This window comes from Listeria cornellensis FSL F6-0969 (genome assembly GCF_000525855.1).
Classification (GTDB): domain Bacteria; phylum Bacillota; class Bacilli; order Lactobacillales; family Listeriaceae; genus Listeria_A; species Listeria_A cornellensis.
This window is the reverse complement of record NZ_AODE01000002.1, coordinates 19,997-42,518: the sequence shown is the minus strand read 5'-3', so window position 1 is coordinate 42,518 and position 22,522 is coordinate 19,997. Positions and strand designations below refer to the sequence as shown.

The window sequence follows — 22,522 nt, the reverse complement described above, 5'->3', positions numbered from 1 at the left end:
TTCTGTTCGTCAGCTCGGGATTTTGCCGCCGGCTTCCTTCAGATTCCACCTCGCGATGGACACCCTTGCCTTGGGCTAACAGTTCCTACTGCCAAGCCTGTTGTGGACTTTCACCACGTAGCATTTGCGCATGCTGGGCGCACCAAAAAAATGAGATGTCCTAAAAACTAGGACATCTCATTTTTATTTCAATTTATTGTATTTCATCTGTACCTGTATCCGTTAAAGAATCTCCGTATAATGATTTATAATAACTTGATGTAGCTTCCTCAATAATCTTTTGCAATTCGGTTGTCGAAATAACATCCGATGCTGCTGGGAATTTTGGAAGTTTTGCTGAATCTGTTGTTTTCATCGTGATTGTAAATGCCATCGTTTCTGGATTTTCTTTATCTTTCGTGTCGGTAAGCTTCACTTTCATCTTCATGTTCTCGATTGTATCATCCTTACCAGGTGTTACTGTCGCATCGATTGTGATCGCCGCATTTTTTTTCTTTTTTCTAAGTCTGCAATCGCGTCTTTCATGGACTTCACAGTAGATGTATATTGTTTATCAAAGTCAGCTTCGGATACACCTTGTGATGTCACGATGACTTTCAAATCAGCTTTCACATCTTTATCATCGGCTAATTTCACTAATTGATTCGCTAATTTCGTGATATCTGTTTTCGTTAATTTCACGGTTAACTCGCCATCATCGCCCTCTTTAAAACGATCTTCTGGTAAGCTATTGAAATAATCGGTTACTGTTTTTGTCACTTTTTTTGCTTAGATCTTTCGTTGCTTTTTCTACTTCTTTTGTATTTGTTGCTTCTTTTTTCGCTTCTCCATCGCTTAAGTCTTTTGCAACCTCAGATAGTTCCACGTATTTCGTCGCTAAATCAGGATTGTCTTTCTTGATTTGTGAAAACATGCCGCTTGTTAATTGATCTAATAATGTTGTTAAATTCCCTTTATCGTCGTATAAATCGCTTAATGGGAAATATACTTTCTCTGCTTTTGAATCTATTAATAGATCTACCGTCGCGTCTAGATTAACTAACCCTGCCGTTTTAACTGCAATCGTAGCCGCAGATTTTTGTGCTTTTTGGTCATTGGCTACCGTCATTTTGACAGATAAGCCTTCTAGCATTGCCGTACTTTGATCCGCTTTTAACGTCGCTGGTAATTCATCGATCTTAATTCCAATGGTTGATGTGGATTGATCGGCTGGTTCTGATGTTTTCTCTACACTTTTCGTAAATTTCTCCTGTGGTGTACTCCCACACGCCACTAAGACAAGTCCCATAACTAAGGTTAAAACTAATAATGTAAGCTTTCTCATTTTTATATTCCCTCACTCTCTTTTATAGTCTAAACTTATCATAAAAAATAGCGGAACTCAATCTTATTTCTTGTTTGTTCACAAATTTGGCAAAAATACGTGAAATATCATTTAAATCTCGCTATTTTACACACTGAAAAGAATTGACTTGCCTTTCCAAAAGCATTCCAAGTATACTAGAGTAGGGAGACACAGAAATGAGGTTTTTTTATGTTATTAGCTTATATTGCAGGTTTTTTCATTATTTTATTTTTACTACTATTCTTTATTGACAAAAGACGGGTTAGCAATGGGTTCTTTCTCACATTGGCTCTATTTTTCTCCATCCTTGCCGTAGCCTATGGATTAATGGCAACAGGTAGCAACATTATAGCGCTCATCGTTGTCGGTGTATTCTTCCTTATCATGGCGCTTTCTCCATTTCTCATTATCGGATTGGGCATCGGATTGGTTTACAATGGGCGACTCATGGTAAAACGAGAAGGTCGAAAAATACCGAATCTACTCACGTTATTTGTTGGCATCATGATTCTTGCGCTCATCGTCCTAATCATATTGCAAGTCACGCTATTTAACTCAGTTTGGCTAAGTATTTTTTTTTACCGCCCTATTCTTGATTTTGGGTTACTTTTCATTCCAACTTATCAGCTTTCTACTTTCCTCTTTTATTTATCAGTACAATCGGCCACGCCTAAAGCAGGACTTCATTATTGTACTAGGAAGCGGATTAATCGATGGAACCAGAGTACCCCCATTACTTGCTAGTCGACTGGAGCGGGCCATTGTATTTTATTATAAACAAGCTGCGAAAAAATTTGCCCCACAGATTATCGTTTCTGGCGGTCAAGGGCCTAATGAACTCGTATCTGAAGCTTTTGCAATGAAAAACTATCTCCTAGATAAAGGTATTCCAGAAGAACATATTTTAATGGAAGACTTATCTGTTAATACATTGCAAAATATGCGTTTTTCAAAAACCTTGATGGATGATTTAAAGCCAAAATACCGCAGCATCTTTGTTACGAATAATTTCCATCTTTTCCGAGCTAGTCTCTATGCGCGAAAAGCTGGTTTGAAAAGCCAAGGAATTAGCTCAAAAACGGCGTTGTATTATTTGCCAAATGCATTGATGCGCGAGTTCATTGCGATTATCATGATGTATAAATGGTGGCATATTACAGTCACATCACTTATTTTGCTAGGGATGCTTGCAATAGGTGCTGTGACGGCATTTTTCGGTTAGATACAAAGAGCGGTGACTTACATTTTTTGTGTAAGTCACCGCTTCTTTTCGTAACCGTATTAAGCATTCTCAATAAAATGAGACGTATCGTTCAAACGTTCAATTTTGAATAGGCCATTTTCGTAGGTTAGAACCGTCACGCTCGCGTTGTCCAGCACAAAATCAGCTTTTACGCTTGGCTCTAGTTCATGTACGATATTGCGAATCGTATTGCCGTGTGCGACGATCAACACATTGCCACCCTCTTCACGATGTGCATTGACTACATGCAGAAAACCTTGCTCTACTCGATTCCAAAATGTCATAAAATCTTCCGCATCGTGTGTTGGATCAGCAACTTTGGTACCGTTCATCGTCTCACGTACATTTGCTTTGGCGTAAAGTTCAGCTTTCGACGCAAACCCCATTTTTTTTAGCTACTCTATCCCATGTCATCGCACTCGCATCGCCTTCGAAAGAGCCGAAAAATGTTTCGCGGAATTCACTGCGCGGTTCGAGCGTCAAGCCAAAACCGTGTTTATTTTCCTTTAAGATAAGCTCTGCCGTCGCAATCGTACGGTGCAAATCACTTGAGTAAGCCGCAACAAACTCTGTATCAGCAAGGCCTCGTCCGCTCGCTTTCACGATTTCTGTTCCCTCGGGAGTTAATGGTGAATCGGCCCAACCTTGCATTTTTTCATATTTATTTAAATACGTTTGACCGTGACGCACAAAATACAGTGATAATGGTTTATTCATTCCGTTCCCCTCCAAATCGATATGTACTTTCTTTACTATACCATATTTGGAGAGTTCGAAAAAATAATAGACCTAGCTTATTTTGCTAGACTTCGACGCTTCCATGCGATTTTCAACCATTCGATTCGCCGCTTCGACTGGTGTGACTTGCTCCATTTTGGCAATATCAAAAACTTTCCCAATCTGATCAAAAATTTCACCAATTTTCTTTTGTGCGCGTGCCTCATTGTATGTGTTCAGTTCGTCGGCGATATTGATGACTCCGCCAGCGTTTACAATGTAATCTGGCGCGTATAAAATGCCTGCGTCTGCTAACATTTCACCATGTTTGGTTGCGTCTAGCAGTTGATTGTTAGCGCTACCACAAACAGCCACAACTTTTAAGCTAGGAATCGTTTGATCGTTTAGAATACCTCCTAGGGCGCATGGGGCAAAAATATCGGCTTCAACCGCATAAATATCTGTTGGGGCAACTGCTTTCGCTCCAAATTGGGTAACAGCACGATTTAGAGCTTCTTCGTTGATATCCGTCACGATTAAATTCGCGCCGTCTTCATGAAGCAATCGACATAATGCAAATGCTACGTTTCCCACACCCTGTACTGCAATCGTTTTGTCCGCTAATGAATCAGAACCGAAAACCTCTAAAGCAGTACGTCTCATCGCGCTATATACGCCAAATGCCGTCATTGGACTTGGATTTCCAGATGAACCGAATCGCTCGGAAATTCCCGTCACATGTTTCGTTTCTTCATGCACCGTATCCATATCAGCAACTGTTATACCAACATCCTCCGCAATAATGTAACTCCCGTTTAACCGCTCCACGAAGCGTCCTAATGCGCGGAACATTTCTTCTGATTTATCTTTTTTCGGATCGCCAATAATGACTGTTTTTCCACCGCCAAGGTGAAGTCCAGCAGCCGCATTTTTATATGTCATGCCCCGAGCCAAGCGAAGTACGTCCTGAAGCGCCTCTTCCTCCGTTTCATACGGCCACATTCGGCAACCACCAAGCGCTGGCCCAAGTGTCGTATCATGAACGGCAATAATTGCCTTTAGCCCCGAAGCCTTATCCTGACAAAAAACAACCTGCTCATAATCATACTGTTCCATCTCCTCAAACAACATAACAATCCCTCCTCGTATCTTCCCTTTCATTATACGAAATGAGACAATTGAAGGGAAATTTTTAGATTATATATAACATTTTTCATACTTTATATCTAAATTAGGGTTAATAGACCTAGAAAGCGCTTTCTTGAAAATCGCGAAAAAAAGGCGAATAAACCTAGGTATAATCTATCTGTTTCCACTATTTTTGTAATATTCCTGTTTGCTGAAATACATAAAAAAGAAGCGCCTAACTTGTGTCATTTTTGTATTTAAATGGCGTGAAATTTATAGGTTAAACGGCGGGGATGGGACATCCTCAACTTTCAAAGTCTTCCCTCTCACATACTACACCCTAATCATACACCCCTATTAAGTTTATTCGGATATAGTTTTATACCCTTATCAGACATTTACTTTTTGTTCAAACAACAAAAAAACCACCGCGGAAAAGGGAGTAACCGCGACGGCCAAAAAGGGAGTTAACATTTTCACGCTTCGGGGGGAAAGTATGAAAATGGATTTGCTTGTTGTTAGCTTATAAACCTATAGTACACCTTAAAGAAAAAAAAGTAGCTGTGATCTAGATTAAAATTTCATGAAAAATAATGTTCCCTTTTCAAGGCTATTTTCAGAGTGTACTGGACGCTTTTTTTAGGAATCCACGCAACAAGTCAAAATCGACGGTATCTCCCTCTTTAATTTTCAACCATCTTCTTTCGCCTGGTCCACCAAAATGCTTTGGAAACTCCAAATCAGTCGTATTCATAATCATAAAGGTAAGCGCATCCTTAGATGGGGAAATAACAGCTGCGTAATGTCCATTTTTCAAAAAATGAGGCTTCTTATATTGTATCCGCTCCTCCACTTCCGGAATAACTTCATGAACCAATTTTCGTAAGGTATCTGCCACCTCCACTTGCCATGGTTGACTAAGATTCTCAATAAAAGTGCTCACTTCTGGATTCATTTTTAAAACCTCTTTTCTTTCCATATCATATAAGTTAATCACATAAACAAATGAGATAATAATTATGTCACCATTTAGAACTATTACGTGATAATCTCAGTGTAAACTAGTGTTCAGCTAAAATCTATACAACAAAATGTCGATATAGGTATCTTTCGCACGTATCTCCTATTTGTTGATAGTACAACATACTGAGATTAATGAATGGTCACTGTTTCTGACTCTCCACCTTTCGAGCACTCACACTTCTTTCTGTCTTTATTCCATGTATCATCCGAACATAAACAATTATTGCTCTCGACATGGTATCGACCTCCTTATAATGCAAATCTTTTATACTGTTCAATGGATTCTGCTAAATCTTCGGTTGTATTATGGCCCATTTTTTCATACCAATGAGTCGCTTTGCTATAATAATTGATGGCACTTTTTGTATCTTCTAAAAGTAAAGAAACATCGGTTAAGAGTACATATACTTGGAATATAGCTGCGGGGGATTCTTCTTGTAAATCTGCTCTTTTTATTGCGCTTTCAAGCATTTTTCTAGCTTCTATAGGGCTTTCGTGAGAATAAGCGAGCGTGTTACTTTTCCAATATAATTTTTCAAATCTTGTTTTGTTTGAATGGTCTTTTTTATGGCTATAAGCTTGTGAAAATATAAATTGATTTCCATTAGGATCCGTAATACTAAACCTTCTATCAGCATTCAAATTCTTTGGAATTCCGACTCTAGGTAAGCCAGTTCTAGGTGGAATCTTTCCATTAATCTTTTTATAATTCGATATAAAAAGGTCGTATAATGAATCAATATTCTCGACTCCATATAAATACATATTAGTAGGAGTAGGTATTTCCAATTTTTTATAGGCATAGATTTGAAAATCTATATACCCATTATCCATAATCGCATACCCACCCGAGCGTTTTTCATTTTCATATAGATTGGTAAAACCAAGCTCCTTATAAAATTTTACTGTCTGCTCCATTGAAACTGCTGGTAGAAGTGGTATCCTTTTTTTAACTACGATTTCTTTCATTGAAATTCCTCCTTTAAATCTAGATATAGTATATTTTTTATGCTATATCTAAATCATAGCATATTAATGCAAATGCTAATGTTTCAAAAAAAAGGATGTGTGTTATAATTGTTTTATACATAAAAGCTGTCCTCTACTTTAAGGATTGATTACAAGGAGAAGGAGCCAAAATGAAAGGTATTGACATCGCAAAAAAAACTAAATATTAGTACAAGTGCGTTGAGGCACTATGAATCTTGGGGAATTGTACCTAAAGTAGCACGGGGGGGGAAATAACTATCGCATTTATACCGATGAGCATGAAGCATATTTCTATTGCATCCGAGCTATGCTTTCAGGTTTTGGGATGGATTTTGTAAAAGAAATAATGCCTTTAGTTATCCATGGAGAAATCACACAAGCTCTATGGAAAATTAATGAAGCACAAGTAAAGCTTCATTCAGAAAAACAAATAGTTCAGCATACCATAGATATACTTGACCCAACTGTACTATTAGACATGCCCAAATATAAAGAGCGGAAATATTTTTCTATTGGTGAAGTTGCTAAAGAAGCAGCTGTGTCTACTTCTGCCATTCGCCACTGGGAAAAGGAAGGTTTACTAAGGCCAAGTCGAAATAAAGAAAGTAAGTTTCGAGAATTTAGTGTTCACGATATTAGAAAAATTTTCATTATTAGGACTGTGCAGCGTGCAGTGTTTTCCTTGGGAATAGTTAAAGAAGTGTTAGAAGGTTTTGATAATAATGATATCAGCCATACACGAGAAATTGCAGTTAGTATATTACAACACATTGATGGCATATTATTGGAACAAATTAAGGGAATAGCTTCCTTCAATAACTTATTAAATATAGTAAGGCAAGGAACTAAAATATAGTAATATTAAAACCGCACCGCTTCAAATTATATTACTGGACAGGTTATACTAAACTGGACAGAAAAAATAAGGTGTGTACAATAAAAGAAAAGCACACTGGAGGAATGCAAGATGATAAAAAGGACAAAACGAACATTTACACCGGAATTTAAAAAACAAATGGTGGCATTATATGAATCAGGAAAGCCTCGTAAAGCAATAATTGAAGAATATGATTTAACGCCTTCGGCATTCGATAAATGGATACGTCAGAGTCGAACAACAGGTTCTTTTCAAGCGAAGGATAACCTAACATCAGAGCAAAAAGAACTTCAAAAATTACGCAAACGAAATACGCAGTTAGAGATGGAGAATGATATTTTAAAGCAAGCGGCGCTGATATTCGGACGAAAATCCAAGTAATCCAACAAAATAAACACAAATATCCAATAGCAGCGATGTGCCGTATCTTAGGTGTTTCGAGGAGCACGTATTATTATCAAGCAAGACCTAAAAATTCAGAGGCAGCCCTAGAGCAGGCTGTTGTAGAAGAATTTCATAAAAGCCGTCAAAACTATGGGACACGGAAATTAAAAGTAGCGCTAGCCCTTGGGGGCTTTACCGTTTCTAGACGCAAAATTGCGTGGATTATGCGAAAATTCGGCTTGATTTCAAACTATACCAAAGCGAGTTACAAAGGGCATAAAACAGTTGTCAACGAAGCACCTATTAGGAACCAGTTGGAGCGTCAATTTAAGCAAGAACAAGCACTAAAAGTGATTGTCACCGATTTAACCTATGTTCGAGTAGCAAACAAGTGGCACTATGTTTGTTTCATTCTAGATCTGTTTAATCGTGAAATTATCGGGCATAGTGCAGGACCACATAAAACAGCCGCCTTGGTGAAAGAAGCGATCTATCACATTCCCTTTCCACTGACAGATGTTCAAATGTTTCACACAGACCGCGGAAGTGAATTTGATAATCGAGAAATCGACGAGATACTGGCTAGTTTTGAGATTCAACGTTCGCTCAGCAAGAAGGGTTGTCCTTATGATAACGCAGTTGCCGAGAGTACCTATAAGTCATTCAAAAAGGAGTTTGTGTACCCGAACCAATTTCAAACATTAGAGCAACTACAAGTACAGCTCTTTGATTACGTGAATTGGTGGAATCATATCCGGTTTCACGGGACATTGAATTACCAGAGTCCGGTTAGTTTTCGCATCGCGAAATCTATCGAAAATAAAGATATCACAGGCTAAATCCTGTAACAAGAATTTAGCTGCTTAACACCTTATAAATTTTGTTCGAAAAAAGGGTTGCCATTCCACCTGGATAATCACGCACTTTTTTTCAGCACGTTATATAAATACTTTTTCAATTCATCTTGCTCCACATTATGTCCTCCTTAAATATATTTGCATTGAGCATTATCCACTATATAGAATTTCACTATATTTCCCAACATAAACAATAATCTAGATAGTGTCAAAATTCCTATCCTTCTTTTGATATATTTCAAAGCTTACTTCCAGACATTTTGAAACCGGATTTTCATTCCTTTTAGAAAGTGTCAAAAAGCATACTTTTTGACACTTGAAATAAAAAGCGTGCTAATAGCACGCCAGTTACCGAATTCAATCTTTTCCACCGCTAGTATAATAATGGGTTATTGATCCATAAATGTTTTAACTTCTTTTTCATTCTGAGCTTGATTTAAAACTCCCATTATCTTACCATCCTTCACTTTTGCTAAGTATGGAATTTCTTCAACTCCATACTCAGAAAGAACCTTTTCAAAATCAGTATCGCCTTTATGAGATTTTGTATCATAATAATAAACATTCATTCTATTTTCATTAACAACCTTTTCTAATTTTGGATAGAATTTTTTACAGTACGGACAATTTTGCCTCCCAAAATAAACAAATGTAGTCTCTTTTGAACCATCGTTTAATAGACTTAAAATTTCCTCTGATTTCTCAACCTTGTTAATTCCAACATCATTACTACATGCTACCGACAAGGCAATAAATATTATTGTTATTACAACTATTATATACTTCAATCTTAACTCCCATTTCTATATATCATATTGGATTTAAATTTTTTAAAGGCATGCTAGACTAATCAGTGTATCTAGCATGCCTCATTATACATAGTCTCAATTCAAACAAATATTACTTACTCCCATTCCTTTTTAATTGCTTTAAAAAGATAGATAAGGAAAAGTACACCTGCTACAAGAATATTAGACCACACAACAATGCTAGTCAGTTGCGAATTACCTACTATAGAGCCATCATCTAATGCAATTCCGTAGTTTATGATTTGCCATATGGAAAATACAAAATTACCTGTTATTAACATGCTCGATAATATATATACTTTAGCCTTTCTATCTCTCCAAACCAAAGCAAAGATAAGAACATAGATAAGAATATAAATATAGATATCTTGATTAAACATTTACGTTTTCACTCCTATCTTTTAAATTAGTTACATGTGATAGCTGATGTTTTCTTTTTATAAGGTTCAATATTCCACGGCGTCTTTACGCCTTTCGCGTGGTCTATGTGACACATATATTGTTTTTTTCAATGATTTTTGATTATACCATTTTTTGCTTCCTCCATGTTTTTTCTTGAGACGATCGAAACTATCATTAATGATATAATTTCGTTGAGTGGGACTCACAAATACACCACCCTTTAATGGATTTTTTGGAGAGATAGACAAACTAACCTTCTTACTTCTCGTAATCCATTTAGACGATGAAAAGTAATATGAATATGCCTTCTGACCATTAGCATCAGTGTAGACTACTGGATTATTATTGGTATAATTATATCCGTTCATTGTAAGCGGATCCTCTTCATTCCCTGGATCTGGATCAGAACTGATAAATACACCTTGATCTGGTGCATAGTATCTAGCAATTAAATAGTACATACCAATTTCCTTATCGAAAGTATACCCTGCATATCCAAAGGAATTTTGCTTTGCTTCCTCGGTATTTTCAATAGAGTTCAGGATATTTCCCCATGCATCATAGCTATAACTTGCCACAAGTATACCAGCATCATCAGTTAATCCAATCACGTCTCCATGTGCGTTGTAGTGGTAATAAAGCGTCTTCCCAGCTACTTTCATCGCCAGGCGGTTCCCGTTATCAGAATACACATATTGACGTAACACATTACCCGTACCGTCCGTTTCGTATAACACATCAATGCTATCACCATTATAATAATACTTTATTGCTTCTCCATTAACCGTTTTCTCAATACGACGATCGTCATCGTCGTATTTGTACACTGTAAATGGTGTATTTTCGCCTTTTTTTTGTCACAGCTACAAGTTGATCATTAGCGTTCCATGAATAACTGTACTTATCATCACTCGTTCGGTTACCATTTTTATCATAGGTGAAATTTTTCCCGTTCCAATCAATTAGCTGGTTCTTATCGCTATACTTCGCTTGCACCGTTGCACCTTTCGAGCTTTCAGCTTTGATACGGTTACCAAAGTCATCATACGTGTATAACAATTCTGTACCATCTGGTAAACTCTCTTTCGTTAGCTGATTAATTTCATCATATTTATAGAGCGTTTTTCCATCCTTTTTATTATCGATACTAACACGATTTCCTAGCGCATCATATGTGTAGCTCTCTTCTAATATATTTGCACCTGATTTGTTACCTATCGTAACATCACTTACCTTGTTAGTATAATCATAAACATAGTTTGCCCCTACACCATTACCAGACATATAGGTACTGATATTATCTTGTTCATCATAATAATAAAAATAATTTTTCGTACCATCACTAATTTTTGTGTTTTGATCTAAATTATTATACTCATAGGTGGCTTTATAACTATAGTTACCTTGAGAAGCAGTGATTTCTCCAACTTTATCAGTCTTTCCTTTATTATCTTTTGTAGGCTTATCTTTATAAGCCCAAGAAACACTACTACCTCTTTCTGTTTGCTTGACTATCCTATCAGCGTCATCGTATACTTTGTCACGTGTTAAAGCATTTATTGTATCAATTACTTTTATTTCATTTCCATTTGCATCATATTGGAAATTAAAAGACTGCGAATTATTCCATTTAACTCCTACTTTTCGATCTGCTGAATCATATGCAGTTTCAATCACGTTTCCATTAGGTAAACTGGTTTTGGTTTCATTTGCATTATTGTCATAATCATATGTTACAGTGTTTCCTATAGCATCGGTGAACTTTGTCATCTTATTGTCCACATCGTAAGCGTAACTATTAAGCTGCTCCTTTCCATCTGCAGTAATTCGCTTTTCAGCAATACTCCCATTGTCATCATAAACATATGCAACGGAAGCTCCATTAGCTAACACGACCTTTGCTAATTGATTATCTTCATTGTAACTCATTTTTTTTGTATTATCATTTGCATCTTTTTCACTTAGCTTATTCCCATATATGTCGTAGCTATAGCTTACTTTGCGGTTATATTCATCCTTGCTTTGAATGATATAATTACCTTTTTCATCATATACATTTTCATATAGCACTTCTCCATCAATGATTCGAATATTATCGAACCAAGTTTTCCCAGTATTATTACCCCGGAATAGTGTCCACACATACAAGGATGTGATTGGCTTAGATGCTTCTACAGTGACCGCACTTCTATTCCAATCATTTGTACCTGTAGGATAAGGTGCATAGAAGGATTTACTTGTCCCATCATTATACATTACTTGAGCAAATAAAGCATAATCATTAGATAGTTTTTTCCCATCTGTATTGACTACATTCTCAGATTTCGACATCCCTGTCAAAGTGACATTCTTTCCTGTTTTTTGATTCAAGAAAATCTCTTGCCCATAACGACTATCTGCATCATTTACTGTAGTCCTAGCGATATGTGCTGAAAAATCATCAGTAAAGCCTTCTGTATCGATTGCTAGCTTAGTTGCTCCTGGATTATTATTTGTTTGCCAGTCGGTTGCTACCGTTTCACCTGTATTCCCTTCAAAACTGCTATTAGAGATAGGATTGAAAGTAGACATGACGTCTCCTCTTTTTTCAACTTGCAAATTATCAAACCATGCCGTACCTGAGCCACCGGTTGCAAGTGGTTGTTCTACTTCTAAAAACAGATAACCTTTTGCAGTGTTTTTACTCGTTTGAAAGCTAAACTGACGCTTGGTCCAAGACCGATCAGCTTTAATCTCACTGTACCTATTATTTACCCATACCGTACCATCTGTAATCTGTTTGCCAGTTGCATCTCGTAATTCCATATTGAGAAAAGCGCTCGCATCTCGTATATCACTTGTCTTGATGTATCCACTTACTGTATACGTCGTATCCGGCTCAAGCTCAATCAATTGTTTGGCAGCCGTAAATCCTTTAGCACCACTAGTTGTCGTAACTTTGATAGATGCTCCGCCGCCAATACCTCCTGGGGCAACTTCCTTTTTATCTTGAATAATATTTCCAACAGATACGGAGTTCTGAGTAAACCAATCCGTTGCTGTAAAAGCTTTTTCAAAGCCTGCATTTTTTAATAGATTATCACCTGTTGTTAATGCACTTGATCCTTGAACTTCATTTCCATATTGGTCATATTTACTAACACTGGATGTTGCTGCACCTGACTGATTGGTTTCAGAGATAGCATCTTGACCATCGTATGCAATTGTTGTTTCATTATTGCTTGTATCAAATGAAGAGATAACATTATTACTCCCATTATATACATATGATTCTTTTCCATACGGATCTACTGAGCTTATAATATTTCCTTCTCCATCATAAGTATAACTATCTACTTGGCCTTTCGGACTAACTTCTTCAACCAGATTGTTTGCCTCATAAACATATCTTGTTGTTAATTTTAAATTATTAGCATCGACAATCGTTTGTTCAGGGTTACCCGCTAAATTATACTTATAAATGGTTTTCATACCTTTTGCATTTGTTAAAGATGCTTCTCGGCTACTTGGATTAAAAGCCAAACTGTTTACCTTGCCAAGTGGATCTGTTACTTTAGTTAGTTGTTTACCCGTGTATTCATACACTGTTTTATATGGTTTTTCTACCGTATGTTTTGGGTTATAAATACTTGTGAGTAAGCCATCTGTATAAGCATAACTATATTTTTTCCCACGCGCAGTTGTTAAATCCGTGAGCTGTTTATTCGTATCATAAGTGAAATTTAGTGTTCGGTTTTCTGGTGCTGTTATTTTGCTGACCATCCCATTTGTATACGCAAATTTTATGGAGCGACCAGATGCGTCAGTCAAGCTACTAATTTTTTTTATCTGAGTTATAGTCATACGTCAACCGATTACCACTTGGATCTTGGGTGTAAATAACCTTCCCATCGCTTGTATACTTGGTTTCAGACATATTTTGATCTATCAATATATAATTATCAGAGTGTTTAACCAATGTACTATACACACCCGCCGGTGCCTCATAACTGATTCCTTTCTTTGTAAACCGTTGAATCTTATTGTCCGCCTCTACCATTATGACATCGCCGTTCGGCTCTTCTCGTAAACCAGTCTCCACTGTACTAGTCCACCCTTTTCCAAACAATCCAATTTCCTCATTTTGACTGTTAAAAGTACGTGTAATGTTAATCCTTGGACCGCGCCCCTCCAGTTCAAAATCTGTCACACTAAACAAAAAATTACCATTCGTGGCATTAACTGCTCCACCAATTACAGGAATAGATGTCCAATAGTCAACCATCCCCTGCTGCGAACCCGCTTGTGGAATAATCGGTGTATATACATCTGAAATCTTACTTTCTGCTTGTTTGCCTGTTTTCGTATAGGCTTGAACACGGAACCAATAATTTTTACGTTCCCCGTATATTCCACCTGAATTTCGGTATACTTGCGACGGATCTTGTGCTAATTCAGCACCTTTACCATCTGTATGAATTGTCCATCCACCACCAGCAACTTCTGCTTCAGTTGGCCAAATTCCTTTGCCTTGTGATGTCCATGAATTCGTATTCCCAACATCAAATAAAACATTTTTCTTTCCATCGAAAATAGAAACTTTATACCCTTCTGCATTGGCTACTTGCTCCCAGTTTAACTGTACATAACCGCTGTTACTGCCTTCTAAATTCGCATAGGCTCTCCCATTTGGTGGTGCTGGTGTTTCAAGCGGCATATATACATCTGTTATATCTGATGTAGGGCTATCTCCCCACGGATAAACAGCTAAAATACGCACAATATATTTCTCCTGATTACGCAAGCCAAACGTACTTCCTGCTTGGTAGCCGTTTTCGTACAACGCACGTGGATCACTCGCAAATTCTACACCTTTGCCATCTTGGTGGAACTTGTATTGTTTATTCGCTATTTCCGCTTGTGTTGGGAATATATTCTTTCCTTTGGTTGACCAACTGGTCACATTACCCGTATTAAAATACTCGTAGTTGTAGCCATTCCCGATGACTACTTTATAATCAATAGCACCTGGTACTGCTTGCCATGTAATATCCATATGCCCCGTTCCCGTTCCTACACCACTAGATGTCGTTTTGATGGTCGATTTCTCTGGTTTCGCTGGTAACGTTTCTGGTGGCATTACCGCCTCTGTAATGTCCGATGTTGGCCCATCGCCACTCGTATACGTCGCTAAAACACGCACAATATATTTCTTTTGACCGCGCAATGTCCATGTCGTCCCTGCTTTAAAGGTGTTCTCGTATAGCTGCGTCGGATCATTCGCAAATTCGGTTCCTTTTCCATCGGTATGGAAGCGATACAATCCCTTGTCTAACTCTGCTTTGGTAGGAAAAATACCTTTGCCTTTCGTCGTCCAGGATGTCACATTCCCTACCGTAAAATACTCGTAGTTATAGCCGTTTCCAATAATCACTTTATAACCCGTTGCGCCTGGCATCGCTTTCCATGACAAGTTCATCGCACCTGTCCCTGTTCCAACACCATTCGACACGGTTTTAATCGTTGCTTTTTCTGGTTTCTCTGGCGCAACGCTTCTTCCTCTTCTTACAGTCTCATAGTAAGGATCTTTCCAATCCCCATCCACCTTTACCGAAGGTGCTTCTGTGTCTTCTACTGCTGTCACTTGTGTGTCTTGTGGCTCTTTTTCCACCTGTTCCTCGACAACTTCTGTTTTTTCTGGTGTGCTTTCTACCGTTGTTTCTGTTGGTGGTACGCCTTGTTCCGCATGCGGTTCGTATGCTGGAATCGTAGACACAATCATCGCAATGGCGATCATGACTAATAGTACTCGTGATAGTCCCTTTTTCATCTTGTTAATCCCCTTTTCTGTTTGTAATTGTACTCCTTGCTACTATAGCAATACAGCTCAACTAAAATGTAGCATATTATACATGAGGAAGCAATATCTTTTTTCTTATATATGTAAATATGGGAGAACCATTGTCGCGCATTTCTCCCATTAATCCACTAGAAAGCCTTGCTAATATTGGGTTCATCTAAAACTTTCGACTCCTAGTTATGACACTTCAAAGAACACGGAAACACCCCACATTAAAAAGAGTGCCAAAACTTATAAGTTTTGACACTCTTAGAAAAATTAGCGCTGCACATGCTTCCATTTCACCATTCTTGGCTATGACCATAAATCAATAAGCGTCATTTATCTTAGACAATTTACGCCAGTTAAATCCAAAAGTGACACCAACTTAAAAAGGCGCCTCTCCTATTTACTCGGTAACAATAGCCGTGATGCCTTCTGTTTCAGAGAAGCGTAATTCTAAGCCACAATTTGGATCAAAATGAGCTTCTTTCGTTGCCCAGTATCGAATGGCTTGGATGAGTGAAAAATGGTCTAATGCCTGAACTAGCGTATTGTTTTTCATGACATCTGCGCCAAAACCTTTTTGCTCGTCATATGTCAAAATAACTTCGACATCTTCTAATTGTAGGCCTTTCTCGTGTGTGAAGAAGTGGATGACCGCGTTGGAAATGTTTCCTTCATCGAGAACGATGGTGCTACTCCCTGTTTCCTGCGTTGCATTCGTCGTTCCTTGGTGATCGAAAACGTTCACTTTTGGCTTTGGATTATTGCGATTACGCCATTTTTGGAAGAAGTAAATCAATAGGCGAATGATGACAATAATCGCGATAACATTGATAATCAGGGCTAAAATATCGCCGAACCCACCCATATTGCCGAGCATACTACCGAATAGTAGACCGGCTAATCCACCGAACATTAAGCCGCCCCAGAAGCCACGATTAGATTTTTTGGCAGCTTGGTTGTTTGTTGCTTTGTTTGTCGTGTTGTTGTTGCGTTTGACCTGGTTGTTATTTGGTCGGTAAGAGCGGCTTGGCGAGCGGTAGCCCTTTGCGTGCGCCTCACTTACTTGTTCGTATTTTGACGGCATGACGGTGTTGTATGTCACGGTGCCTAGTGGTGAAAAAACGAGCATCATTGACATCACGAAAAAAAGTAATTTCTTCAATAGTTTTCCTCCTGTTTTGACTAGATTGTTCGCATCAACTTGCCTGAGCTACTCTGCCATTTAAGCGCAAGAAAAAGACCTCACGAATAAACGTAAGGTCTCGCAAACAATCGACAAAAATTGCTAACAATGCCGGGGTTTTATCCCGTACTGACGACATTGCTATACTGCTACTCCCCTTATCGGGCGTACTGATTTTGAATAAGATAAGTATAGTATATTATGCGGATGTTCGCAAGTTATTAAGCCTTTACTTGCCCTATCTCTTCTTGGAAATCGACCACTTTATTCTGCTCGCCTGCTTCAAAAATAGCTTCGATTAGGCGGAGAACGCGGTGTACTTCTTCATTTTTTACGATGGGTTCTACTTCGCCGTTTAGGACTGATGCAAAATTATCGTAGAAACCAGACATGTCTGCTGCTACTGGCGTGATTGCGCTTCTCGTTGTGGATTCTTCGGATGGTGGTGCCATTGTTTTTGTGAGGCCTTGGCCTGCTTGGATTGGTTTTGGTTCTACTTTTGCTACGGTACGGTCTGGTGCGATGATTTCACCGCTTAGATCCCAGTCTTGGATGACCGCCGTGCCTTCTGTGCCTTTGACGTACCAGCGTGGCAGTTTGACATAATTGGTTGTACCGACTTCGATTAGGGCTGTGACTCCGTTTTCGAAGGTGATGAAGCTTGTGAATCCATCATCGACTTCATCGCCGAGAATGAAGCTTAAGTTCGCTGACACGGTTTTGATATTGCTGTTGGTCATGAATAGGAGTTGATCTAGCAAGTGTACGCCCCAATCGAGAAGCATCCCGCCGCCTTGTGCTTTGAGGTGACGCCAATCGCCGGGGATTCCGTTCGCGCCTTGTACGCGAGATTCGACGTGAAATACGTTGCCGATTTTGGCTTCTTTTTGAACCATGTCGCGTACGATTAGGAAGTCAGAATCCCAGCGCCTATTTTGATGAACCGTGAATGTTCGGTTTTCTTTTTTTGCAACGGTGAGGATTGCTTCTAAGTCGGCACTCGTTATTGTGACTGGTTTTTCGCAGACTACGTGCTTGCCTGCTTCTAAGGCTGCTATCGCCAGTTTTCGGTGACTGTCGTTCGGTGTGGCGATTAGGACGGCGTCTACTTTTTCATCGGCAAGAACGGCTTCGAAGCTTGGATATGTTTCGAGGCCTTTTTCCGTGGCTGCTTGGATGCGATCTGGTGCAATATCATAGACACCGGTGACCGTGATTCCACTTGCCGCACCAACTAGCTCGACGTGATACGAGCCCATACCGCCAAAACCTACTATAACTAAGTTTTTCATTACGCCCACCACATGTCTAGCGGTTCATCGTTAATTAAAATCGTTTGCAAATTGGTCACGGCGCGCTGGAATCCTTCGTCAATCGACATCAGCGGATCTTCGTGCTCGATGCTGACAACGTAGTCATAGCCGTATGTGCGCAGGGCACTCATCATGTCGGACCACTCTTTCACGCTATGCCCACAACCCACTGAACGGAACGTCCACGCGCGTGTTTGTACATCGCCATACGGTTGCATATCGAGCAGGCCGTAGCGGTTGATGTTGTCTTGGTCGAGGTACGTGTCTTTCGCATGAAAATGGTGAATCGCGCCTTCTTTGCCGAGAATCTTGATGGCGCCAACTGGATCGATGCCTTGCCACCAGAGATGACTTGGATCGAGGTTCGCGCCAATTGCTGGACTCGTTGCTGTGCGCAGTTCTAGAAGCGTGTGTGGTGTGTGAACGAGGAATCCGCCGTGCAGTTCGATGCCAATTTTGACGTCGTATTCTTCTGCTAAGCGCCCAATTTGTTTCCAATAGGGAATCAATTTTTCTTCCCATTGCCATTTCTTGATATCGCTGTAAACTGTTGGCCAAGGCGCTACTGGCCAGTTCGGAGCTTTCGCTTCGTCACTGTCACCCGCGGTCCCTGAGAACGTGTTTACAACTGGAACGCCCATCATCGACGCTAGACGAATCGTTTTTCGCAAAATTTCATCAGCAGCGCGTGCTTCTTCTGGGTCTGGTGAAATCGGATTATCATGACAACTAAACGCACTAATAATCAAACCACGATCGTCAAACTTCTTCAAATACGCCAAACGTGCTTCCTCACTTGCGAGTAATTCATCGGTTGGGCAATGATGGTTTCCGGGATTTCCGCCTGAGCCAATCTCTACTGCGCCAAGCCCCGCCGCTGCTACTTTATCGAGCATTTCGTCCAAACTTAAATTTGCAAATAGTGGTGTAAATACGCCTAATTTCATGTTATTTTCCTCCGATCTTTTCTAGTGGTTCTGCGTTACCATATTTCGGGTATACCCAAGAAGTCGGGGCACACCAATTGACGCCGTTTGTGATCACTTTTTGAATGGATTCGTTATGATAGGTTGGATACGTTTCGTGGCCCGGCTGGAAGTAAAAAATCTTGCCGTTACCACGCTTATACGTTGCGCCACTGCGGAATACGTGCCCGCCTTCGAACCAACTAATGAAAATCAATTCCTCTGGAGCGGGAACATCGAAATGCTCGCCGTACATCTCTTCTTTTTCAAGGTCAATATATTCCGGAACGCTGTCTGTGATTGGGTGATTCGGCGCCACGACCCAAAGTCGCTCTTTCTCGTCCGCCTCCCGCCATTTCAAATCGCAACTCGTCCCCATCAACTTCATGAAAATTTTCGACATATGCCCAGAGTGCAATACAACTAAGCCCATTCCTTCCAAAATTCGCTTATGGATGCGGTTCACAATTTCCTCGTCGACCTGGTCATGCGCAATGTGTCCCCACCAAACAAGCACATCTGTATCAGCCAAAACTGCCTCCGTCAAGCCGTGTTCTGGCTCGTCCAGCGTCGCCGTTTTGACATCGAGTCCTGCTGTTTTTAAAAAGCTCGCAATTTGACCGTGAATGCCATCTGGATAAATCGCAGCAACTTCTTCGCTCTCTTTTTCGTGGCGAAATTCATTCCAAACCGTTACCTTCGTCATTATTTGCCCACCATCTTTCTCAAGTTCTTCAGACCAATCTCCACACTCACAAGCGGCGCCTTTTCAAATGCTTCTTGCTCAATCACGAACCATTTCACGCCATTTTGTTCTGCCAGTTCTGCAAAACGTCTCACTGCCAATACACCGTTGCCAATTTCCGTACTTTCGATTGGTGCGCGTTTCATATCTTTTAAATGAATCAACGGCATCCGGTCCGACCAACGCGCCATATATGGCACCACGTCAACGCCTGCATGATGCACCCAATACGTATCCAACTCGACTTCCAAGCCATGGACACCCGCTAGCAACACGTCCAGAATGTAATCATTGCCCAGCTTTTCAAACTCATGCGCATGGTTATGGTACACGAAATGAAGTCCAGCCGCGCGAATTTTGTCGGAAATCACGCGTAGCGACTTCGCGAATTCAATCCACTCCGCCTCCGTCTCGAACTGTGCATAGGGACAAACGAGGTAGTCATTTCCTAGCTCCTTTTCAAAAGCAATCACGGCATCCAGCTCATCGCGCAACCGTTCATACGGAATATGCGAACCCGCAATCCCAAGCCCCAGTTCCGCCAATTTCGCCTTCAAATCTGCCGCCGACTTATCATAATAACCCGCGAATTCCACGCCATCATAGCCCATTTCAGCGAGGTGCCTAAGCGTTCCGAAAAAATCCTCCTGGCACGCGTCCTGCACACTCCACAACTGAATCGCAATCGGCGTCGTCATTGGAAAAATACCGGTTGTCCCGTTTGCGATGACTCATAAATCGCTTCTAAAATTTGCGTCACCACAAGCGCCTGCTCCGGTTTCACAACAGGATCCGTCCCGTTCAGAATACTATCAATCCACTGCTGCGCCTCAAGTACCGCCGGATCATCGCCCGCACCATCGTAAAAATCAACGCCGCCCGCTTCCAACTGAATTTCCGTCTCATACATCTGGCTATGCGATTCACCATTAATCCGCAAGCCGTTTTCCATATCCGCGCCGCCTTCCGTCCCGCAAAGCGACGTCTTCGCCTCACCAACATCCAGCGTATTTAGCGCCCAGCTCGACTCGAGCACAATCGTCGCCCCATTTTCCATCGTGATGAAACCAAACGCCGAATCCTCCACGGTGAACTTCGATGGATCCCAAGGTCCCCACGCGTTCGCCGCATTCGCACGTTGCGATAACTTATGATACGCATTCCCAACCACATATTTCGGCTTATAATTGTCCATCATCCAAAGTGTCAAATCAAGCGCATGCGTCCCAATATCGATCAACGGACCACCACCTTGCGCCTCTTCATCCAAGAACACACCCCAAGTCGGAACCGCACGACGACGAATCGCTTTTGCCTTCGCATAATAAATCTCGCCCAACTCATTATTTTCACAAACCTCATGCAAAAATTGCGAATCTTTCCGGAACCGATTTTGATACCCAATCGTCAACTTCTTCCCAGTTTTCACGCTAGCATCAATCATCGCTTGCGCTTCCGCCGTTGTTTTCGCCATTGGTTTCTCGCACATCACGTGTTTCCCAGCATCCATCGCCGCAATCGAAATTTCTGCGTGCGAAATATTCGGCGTACAAACATGAATCACATCGATCGTTTTATCTGCCAATAATTCCTTGTAATCCGTGTATACGCTTGCATTCGGTGTTCCAAAATCCACTTTCGCTTTCTCTGCACGTTCCACTACGACATCACAAAACGCGACCATTTCTGCTCCTGCTACACTCGCCAAACTCGGCATATGTTTCCCATTTGCAATACCGCCACAACCTATAATTCCAATTTTTAAAGTCATCAAAAAACCTCCATTTGTTTTATTATCTCCATGATACAAAACAAACCGAAGTTTTTCTTCCTATTTTATTGCTTACTTATTCCCGAATATTGTCCTCCTGTATTTGAGCGGTGATACACCCATCGCACGCTTGAAGGCATGATGAAACGTCTTCACACTACTAAACCCGGCCAGCTCAGCCACTTCCGTCACCGGCGTCTCCTCATTTAGCAAGATCCATTTCGCCTTGCTGAGTCGGTAATCGTTTACAAATGTCATAAATGTAATCCCCATATTGCGCTTGAAAAGCTTCGTGAAATAGTACGAACTAAACCCAACATGATCCGCGACCTGCTGCAACGTAATCGTCTCCTGATAATGATCCTCGACATACGCAAAAATCTGTTGCAATTTTTCAAGCGTTTCCTGTGATTTACTCGTCGCGTCCTCCGCAGAATCACGCACAAGCCTTGGCACATCCCGCTCCAAAACCGCCAGCATCTCGTACAATTTCGCCTTCACAATATAGCGATAGCCCGCCTTGCGCTGCGAACTCTCCCGATGAATCACCTGCAAAAGTCCCGCAACCAGCCGCGCCACTTCCGGATTCCAATCCGCACTCGACGGCGACACATGCAAAAACAAATCGCGCAACCGCTTGCCCTCGTCCTCCGTAAGCGAAAATTCCTGAAAAACATTCAAATCAAACTGCAACACAATCCGCTCACTGTTCGGCGATGCCAAAAAATAATGCACATCGCCGCCGTTTATCACATAAATTTCGCCTTCTGCCATCTGAATCGGCACATCATTCACGCCAAGATTCAAACGCCCCTCAATCACGTAAATCAGCTCAATCTCCTTGTGCCAGTGAGGATACACGATAACGCCACCCTCATTCGTAAAACTCCGCATCGGAAAATCCTTATCTAGCGCTGGAAACTCCAAATACAGCCCCATAACG

The 22,522-nt window shown here is 40.6% G+C and carries 18 protein-coding genes and 3 pseudogenes; 3 read left to right on the top strand and 18 right to left on the bottom strand.

The features are described from left to right. Nucleotides 1–193: 193 nt before the first annotated feature. Genes PCORN_RS00370 through PCORN_RS00360 form a run of 3 tightly spaced genes read right to left on the bottom strand, consistent with a single transcriptional unit; the run spans nt 194 to nt 1,324 of the window. Nucleotides 194–421 (bottom strand): hypothetical protein, encoded by a 228-nt coding sequence (locus tag PCORN_RS00370; protein WP_149024189.1) that lies wholly within the window; start codon nt 419–421, stop codon nt 194–196. Between the two features lie 35 nt (nt 422–456). Next, the gene (locus tag PCORN_RS00365) at nt 457–759 is read right to left on the bottom strand and encodes a hypothetical protein (RefSeq protein WP_036076548.1); all 303 of its coding nucleotides are present in this window, start codon (nt 757–759) and stop codon (nt 457–459) included. Continuing rightward, entirely contained in the window at nt 728–1,324 is a 597-nt protein-coding gene (locus PCORN_RS00360) for a hypothetical protein (RefSeq protein ID WP_036076546.1), read from the bottom strand. Before PCORN_RS00360 ends, PCORN_RS00365 begins: the two co-directional genes overlap by 32 nt. 210 nt (nt 1,325–1,534) lie before the next feature. Here PCORN_RS00360 and PCORN_RS00355 point away from each other — a divergent pair. Next, nucleotides 1,535–2,567, top strand: a pseudogene (locus PCORN_RS00355) (YdcF family protein). Between the two features lie 59 nt (nt 2,568–2,626). On the opposite strand, the pseudogene PCORN_RS00350 reads toward PCORN_RS00355, so the two are convergent. From PCORN_RS00350 to PCORN_RS00335, 4 genes and pseudogenes are all read right to left on the bottom strand, one after another. After that, nucleotides 2,627–3,305: pseudogene (locus PCORN_RS00350) on the bottom strand (histidine phosphatase family protein). A 72-nt stretch (nt 3,306–3,377) separates the two neighbouring features. Further along, nucleotides 3,378–4,436, bottom strand: a complete 1,059-nt coding sequence (locus PCORN_RS00345; protein ID WP_036076545.1) for a Glu/Leu/Phe/Val dehydrogenase dimerization domain-containing protein — start codon at nt 4,434–4,436, stop codon at nt 3,378–3,380. 613 nt (nt 4,437–5,049) lie between these two features. Beyond that, nucleotides 5,050–5,388, bottom strand: a complete 339-nt coding sequence (locus PCORN_RS00340; RefSeq protein ID WP_036076543.1) for a DUF1801 domain-containing protein — start codon at nt 5,386–5,388, stop codon at nt 5,050–5,052. Nucleotides 5,389–5,705: 317 nt separating this feature from the next. Continuing rightward, nucleotides 5,706–6,425, bottom strand: coding sequence for a VOC family protein (locus PCORN_RS00335; RefSeq protein WP_051999141.1), 720 nt, complete (start codon nt 6,423–6,425; stop codon nt 5,706–5,708). Between the two features lie 346 nt (nt 6,426–6,771). Here PCORN_RS00335 and PCORN_RS00330 point away from each other — a divergent pair, with 346 nt between their 5' ends. Beyond that, on the top strand, nt 6,772–7,302 hold the full coding sequence (locus PCORN_RS00330) for a MerR family transcriptional regulator (RefSeq protein ID WP_206537414.1): 531 nt from the start codon (nt 6,772–6,774) through the stop codon (nt 7,300–7,302). A gap of 111 nt (nt 7,303–7,413) precedes the next feature. Beyond that, a protein-coding gene (locus tag PCORN_RS00320; RefSeq protein WP_149024188.1) for an IS3 family transposase occupies nt 7,414–8,546 on the top strand; the annotation gives its coding sequence in 2 pieces (ribosomal slippage) (nt 7,414–7,696 and nt 7,696–8,546; 1,134 coding nt in all). A 407-nt stretch (nt 8,547–8,953) separates the two neighbouring features. Here the strand turns inward: PCORN_RS00320 and PCORN_RS16895 are convergent. The 11 genes and pseudogenes from PCORN_RS16895 to PCORN_RS00260 all read right to left on the bottom strand — a co-directional run bounded on the left by PCORN_RS16895 (nt 8,954) and on the right by PCORN_RS00260 (nt 22,518). Next, nucleotides 8,954–9,352, bottom strand: a complete 399-nt coding sequence (locus tag PCORN_RS16895) for a thioredoxin family protein (protein WP_051999139.1) — start codon at nt 9,350–9,352, stop codon at nt 8,954–8,956. A gap of 116 nt (nt 9,353–9,468) precedes the next feature. After that, nucleotides 9,469–9,753, bottom strand: coding sequence for a hypothetical protein (locus PCORN_RS00310; protein ID WP_036076539.1), 285 nt, complete (start codon nt 9,751–9,753; stop codon nt 9,469–9,471). Nucleotides 9,754–10,074: 321 nt separating this feature from the next. Further along, a pseudogene (locus PCORN_RS21155) lies at nt 10,075–11,977 on the bottom strand (RHS repeat domain-containing protein); the annotation flags it as partial. Nucleotides 11,978–13,589: 1,612 nt separating this feature from the next. Then, a complete protein-coding gene (locus PCORN_RS00295) occupies nt 13,590–15,584 on the bottom strand; it encodes a DUF6531 domain-containing protein (protein ID WP_036076535.1) in 1,995 nt (664 codons plus the stop codon). Nucleotides 15,585–16,002: 418 nt separating this feature from the next. After that, nucleotides 16,003–16,764, bottom strand: coding sequence for a DUF2653 family protein (locus PCORN_RS00290; RefSeq protein WP_036076533.1), 762 nt, complete (start codon nt 16,762–16,764; stop codon nt 16,003–16,005). A gap of 242 nt (nt 16,765–17,006) precedes the next feature. Continuing rightward, nucleotides 17,007–18,077, bottom strand: coding sequence for a Gfo/Idh/MocA family protein (locus PCORN_RS00285; RefSeq protein ID WP_036076531.1), 1,071 nt, complete (start codon nt 18,075–18,077; stop codon nt 17,007–17,009). After that, entirely contained in the window at nt 18,077–19,045 is a 969-nt protein-coding gene (locus PCORN_RS00280; protein ID WP_036076529.1) for a sugar phosphate isomerase/epimerase family protein, read from the bottom strand. The genes PCORN_RS00285 and PCORN_RS00280 overlap by 1 nt, the downstream gene beginning before the upstream one ends. Before the next feature lies 1 nt (nt 19,046). After that, complete coding sequence (locus PCORN_RS00275) at nt 19,047–19,769, bottom strand: ThuA domain-containing protein (protein ID WP_036076527.1); 723 nt, start codon at nt 19,767–19,769, stop codon at nt 19,047–19,049. Then, a complete protein-coding gene (locus tag PCORN_RS00270; RefSeq protein WP_036076525.1) occupies nt 19,769–20,506 on the bottom strand; it encodes a sugar phosphate isomerase/epimerase family protein in 738 nt (245 codons plus the stop codon). The genes PCORN_RS00275 and PCORN_RS00270 overlap by 1 nt, the downstream gene beginning before the upstream one ends. Beyond that, complete coding sequence (locus PCORN_RS00265; protein WP_036076524.1) at nt 20,503–21,579, bottom strand: Gfo/Idh/MocA family protein; 1,077 nt, start codon at nt 21,577–21,579, stop codon at nt 20,503–20,505. The genes PCORN_RS00270 and PCORN_RS00265 overlap by 4 nt, the downstream gene beginning before the upstream one ends. A gap of 72 nt (nt 21,580–21,651) precedes the next feature. After that, nucleotides 21,652–22,518: an AraC family transcriptional regulator gene (locus PCORN_RS00260; RefSeq protein ID WP_036076521.1), complete on the bottom strand. Its 867-nt coding sequence runs from the start codon at nt 22,516–22,518 to the stop codon at nt 21,652–21,654. Between the last annotated feature and the right edge of the window lie 4 nt (nt 22,519–22,522).

Excerpts from the sequence above, each read along its gene's own strand:
- PCORN_RS00360 (WP_036076546.1), bottom strand. The coding sequence starts at position 1,324 with ATGAGAAAGCTTACATTATTAGTTTTAACCTTAGTTATGGGACTTGTC.
- PCORN_RS00310 (WP_036076539.1), bottom strand. The coding sequence starts at position 9,753 with ATGTTTAATCAAGATATCTATATTTATATTCTTATCTATGTTCTTATC.
- PCORN_RS00330 (WP_206537414.1), top strand. The coding sequence starts at position 6,772 with ATGGATTTTGTAAAAGAAATAATGCCTTTAGTTATCCATGGAGAAATC.
- PCORN_RS00285 (WP_036076531.1), bottom strand. The coding sequence starts at position 18,077 with ATGAAAAACTTAGTTATAGTAGGTTTTGGCGGTATGGGCTCGTATCAC.
- PCORN_RS00295 (WP_036076535.1), bottom strand. The coding sequence starts at position 15,584 with ATGAAAAAGGGACTATCACGAGTACTATTAGTCATGATCGCCATTGCG.
- PCORN_RS00340 (WP_036076543.1), bottom strand. The coding sequence starts at position 5,388 with ATGAATCCAGAAGTGAGCACTTTTATTGAGAATCTTAGTCAACCATGG.
- PCORN_RS00280 (WP_036076529.1), bottom strand. The coding sequence starts at position 19,045 with ATGAAATTAGGCGTATTTACACCACTATTTGCAAATTTAAGTTTGGAC.
- PCORN_RS00275 (WP_036076527.1), bottom strand. The coding sequence starts at position 19,769 with ATGACGAAGGTAACGGTTTGGAATGAATTTCGCCACGAAAAAGAGAGC.
- PCORN_RS00370 (WP_149024189.1), bottom strand. The coding sequence starts at position 421 with ATGAAAGTGAAGCTTACCGACACGAAAGATAAAGAAAATCCAGAAACG.
- PCORN_RS00265 (WP_036076524.1), bottom strand. The coding sequence starts at position 21,579 with ATGACTTTAAAAATTGGAATTATAGGTTGTGGCGGTATTGCAAATGGG.
- PCORN_RS00260 (WP_036076521.1), bottom strand. The coding sequence starts at position 22,518 with ATGGGGCTGTATTTGGAGTTTCCAGCGCTAGATAAGGATTTTCCGATG.
- PCORN_RS00345 (WP_036076545.1), bottom strand. The coding sequence starts at position 4,436 with ATGTTGTTTGAGGAGATGGAACAGTATGATTATGAGCAGGTTGTTTTT.
- PCORN_RS00335 (WP_051999141.1), bottom strand. The coding sequence starts at position 6,425 with ATGAAAGAAATCGTAGTTAAAAAAAGGATACCACTTCTACCAGCAGTT.
- PCORN_RS00270 (WP_036076525.1), bottom strand. The coding sequence starts at position 20,506 with ATGACGACGCCGATTGCGATTCAGTTGTGGAGTGTGCAGGACGCGTGC.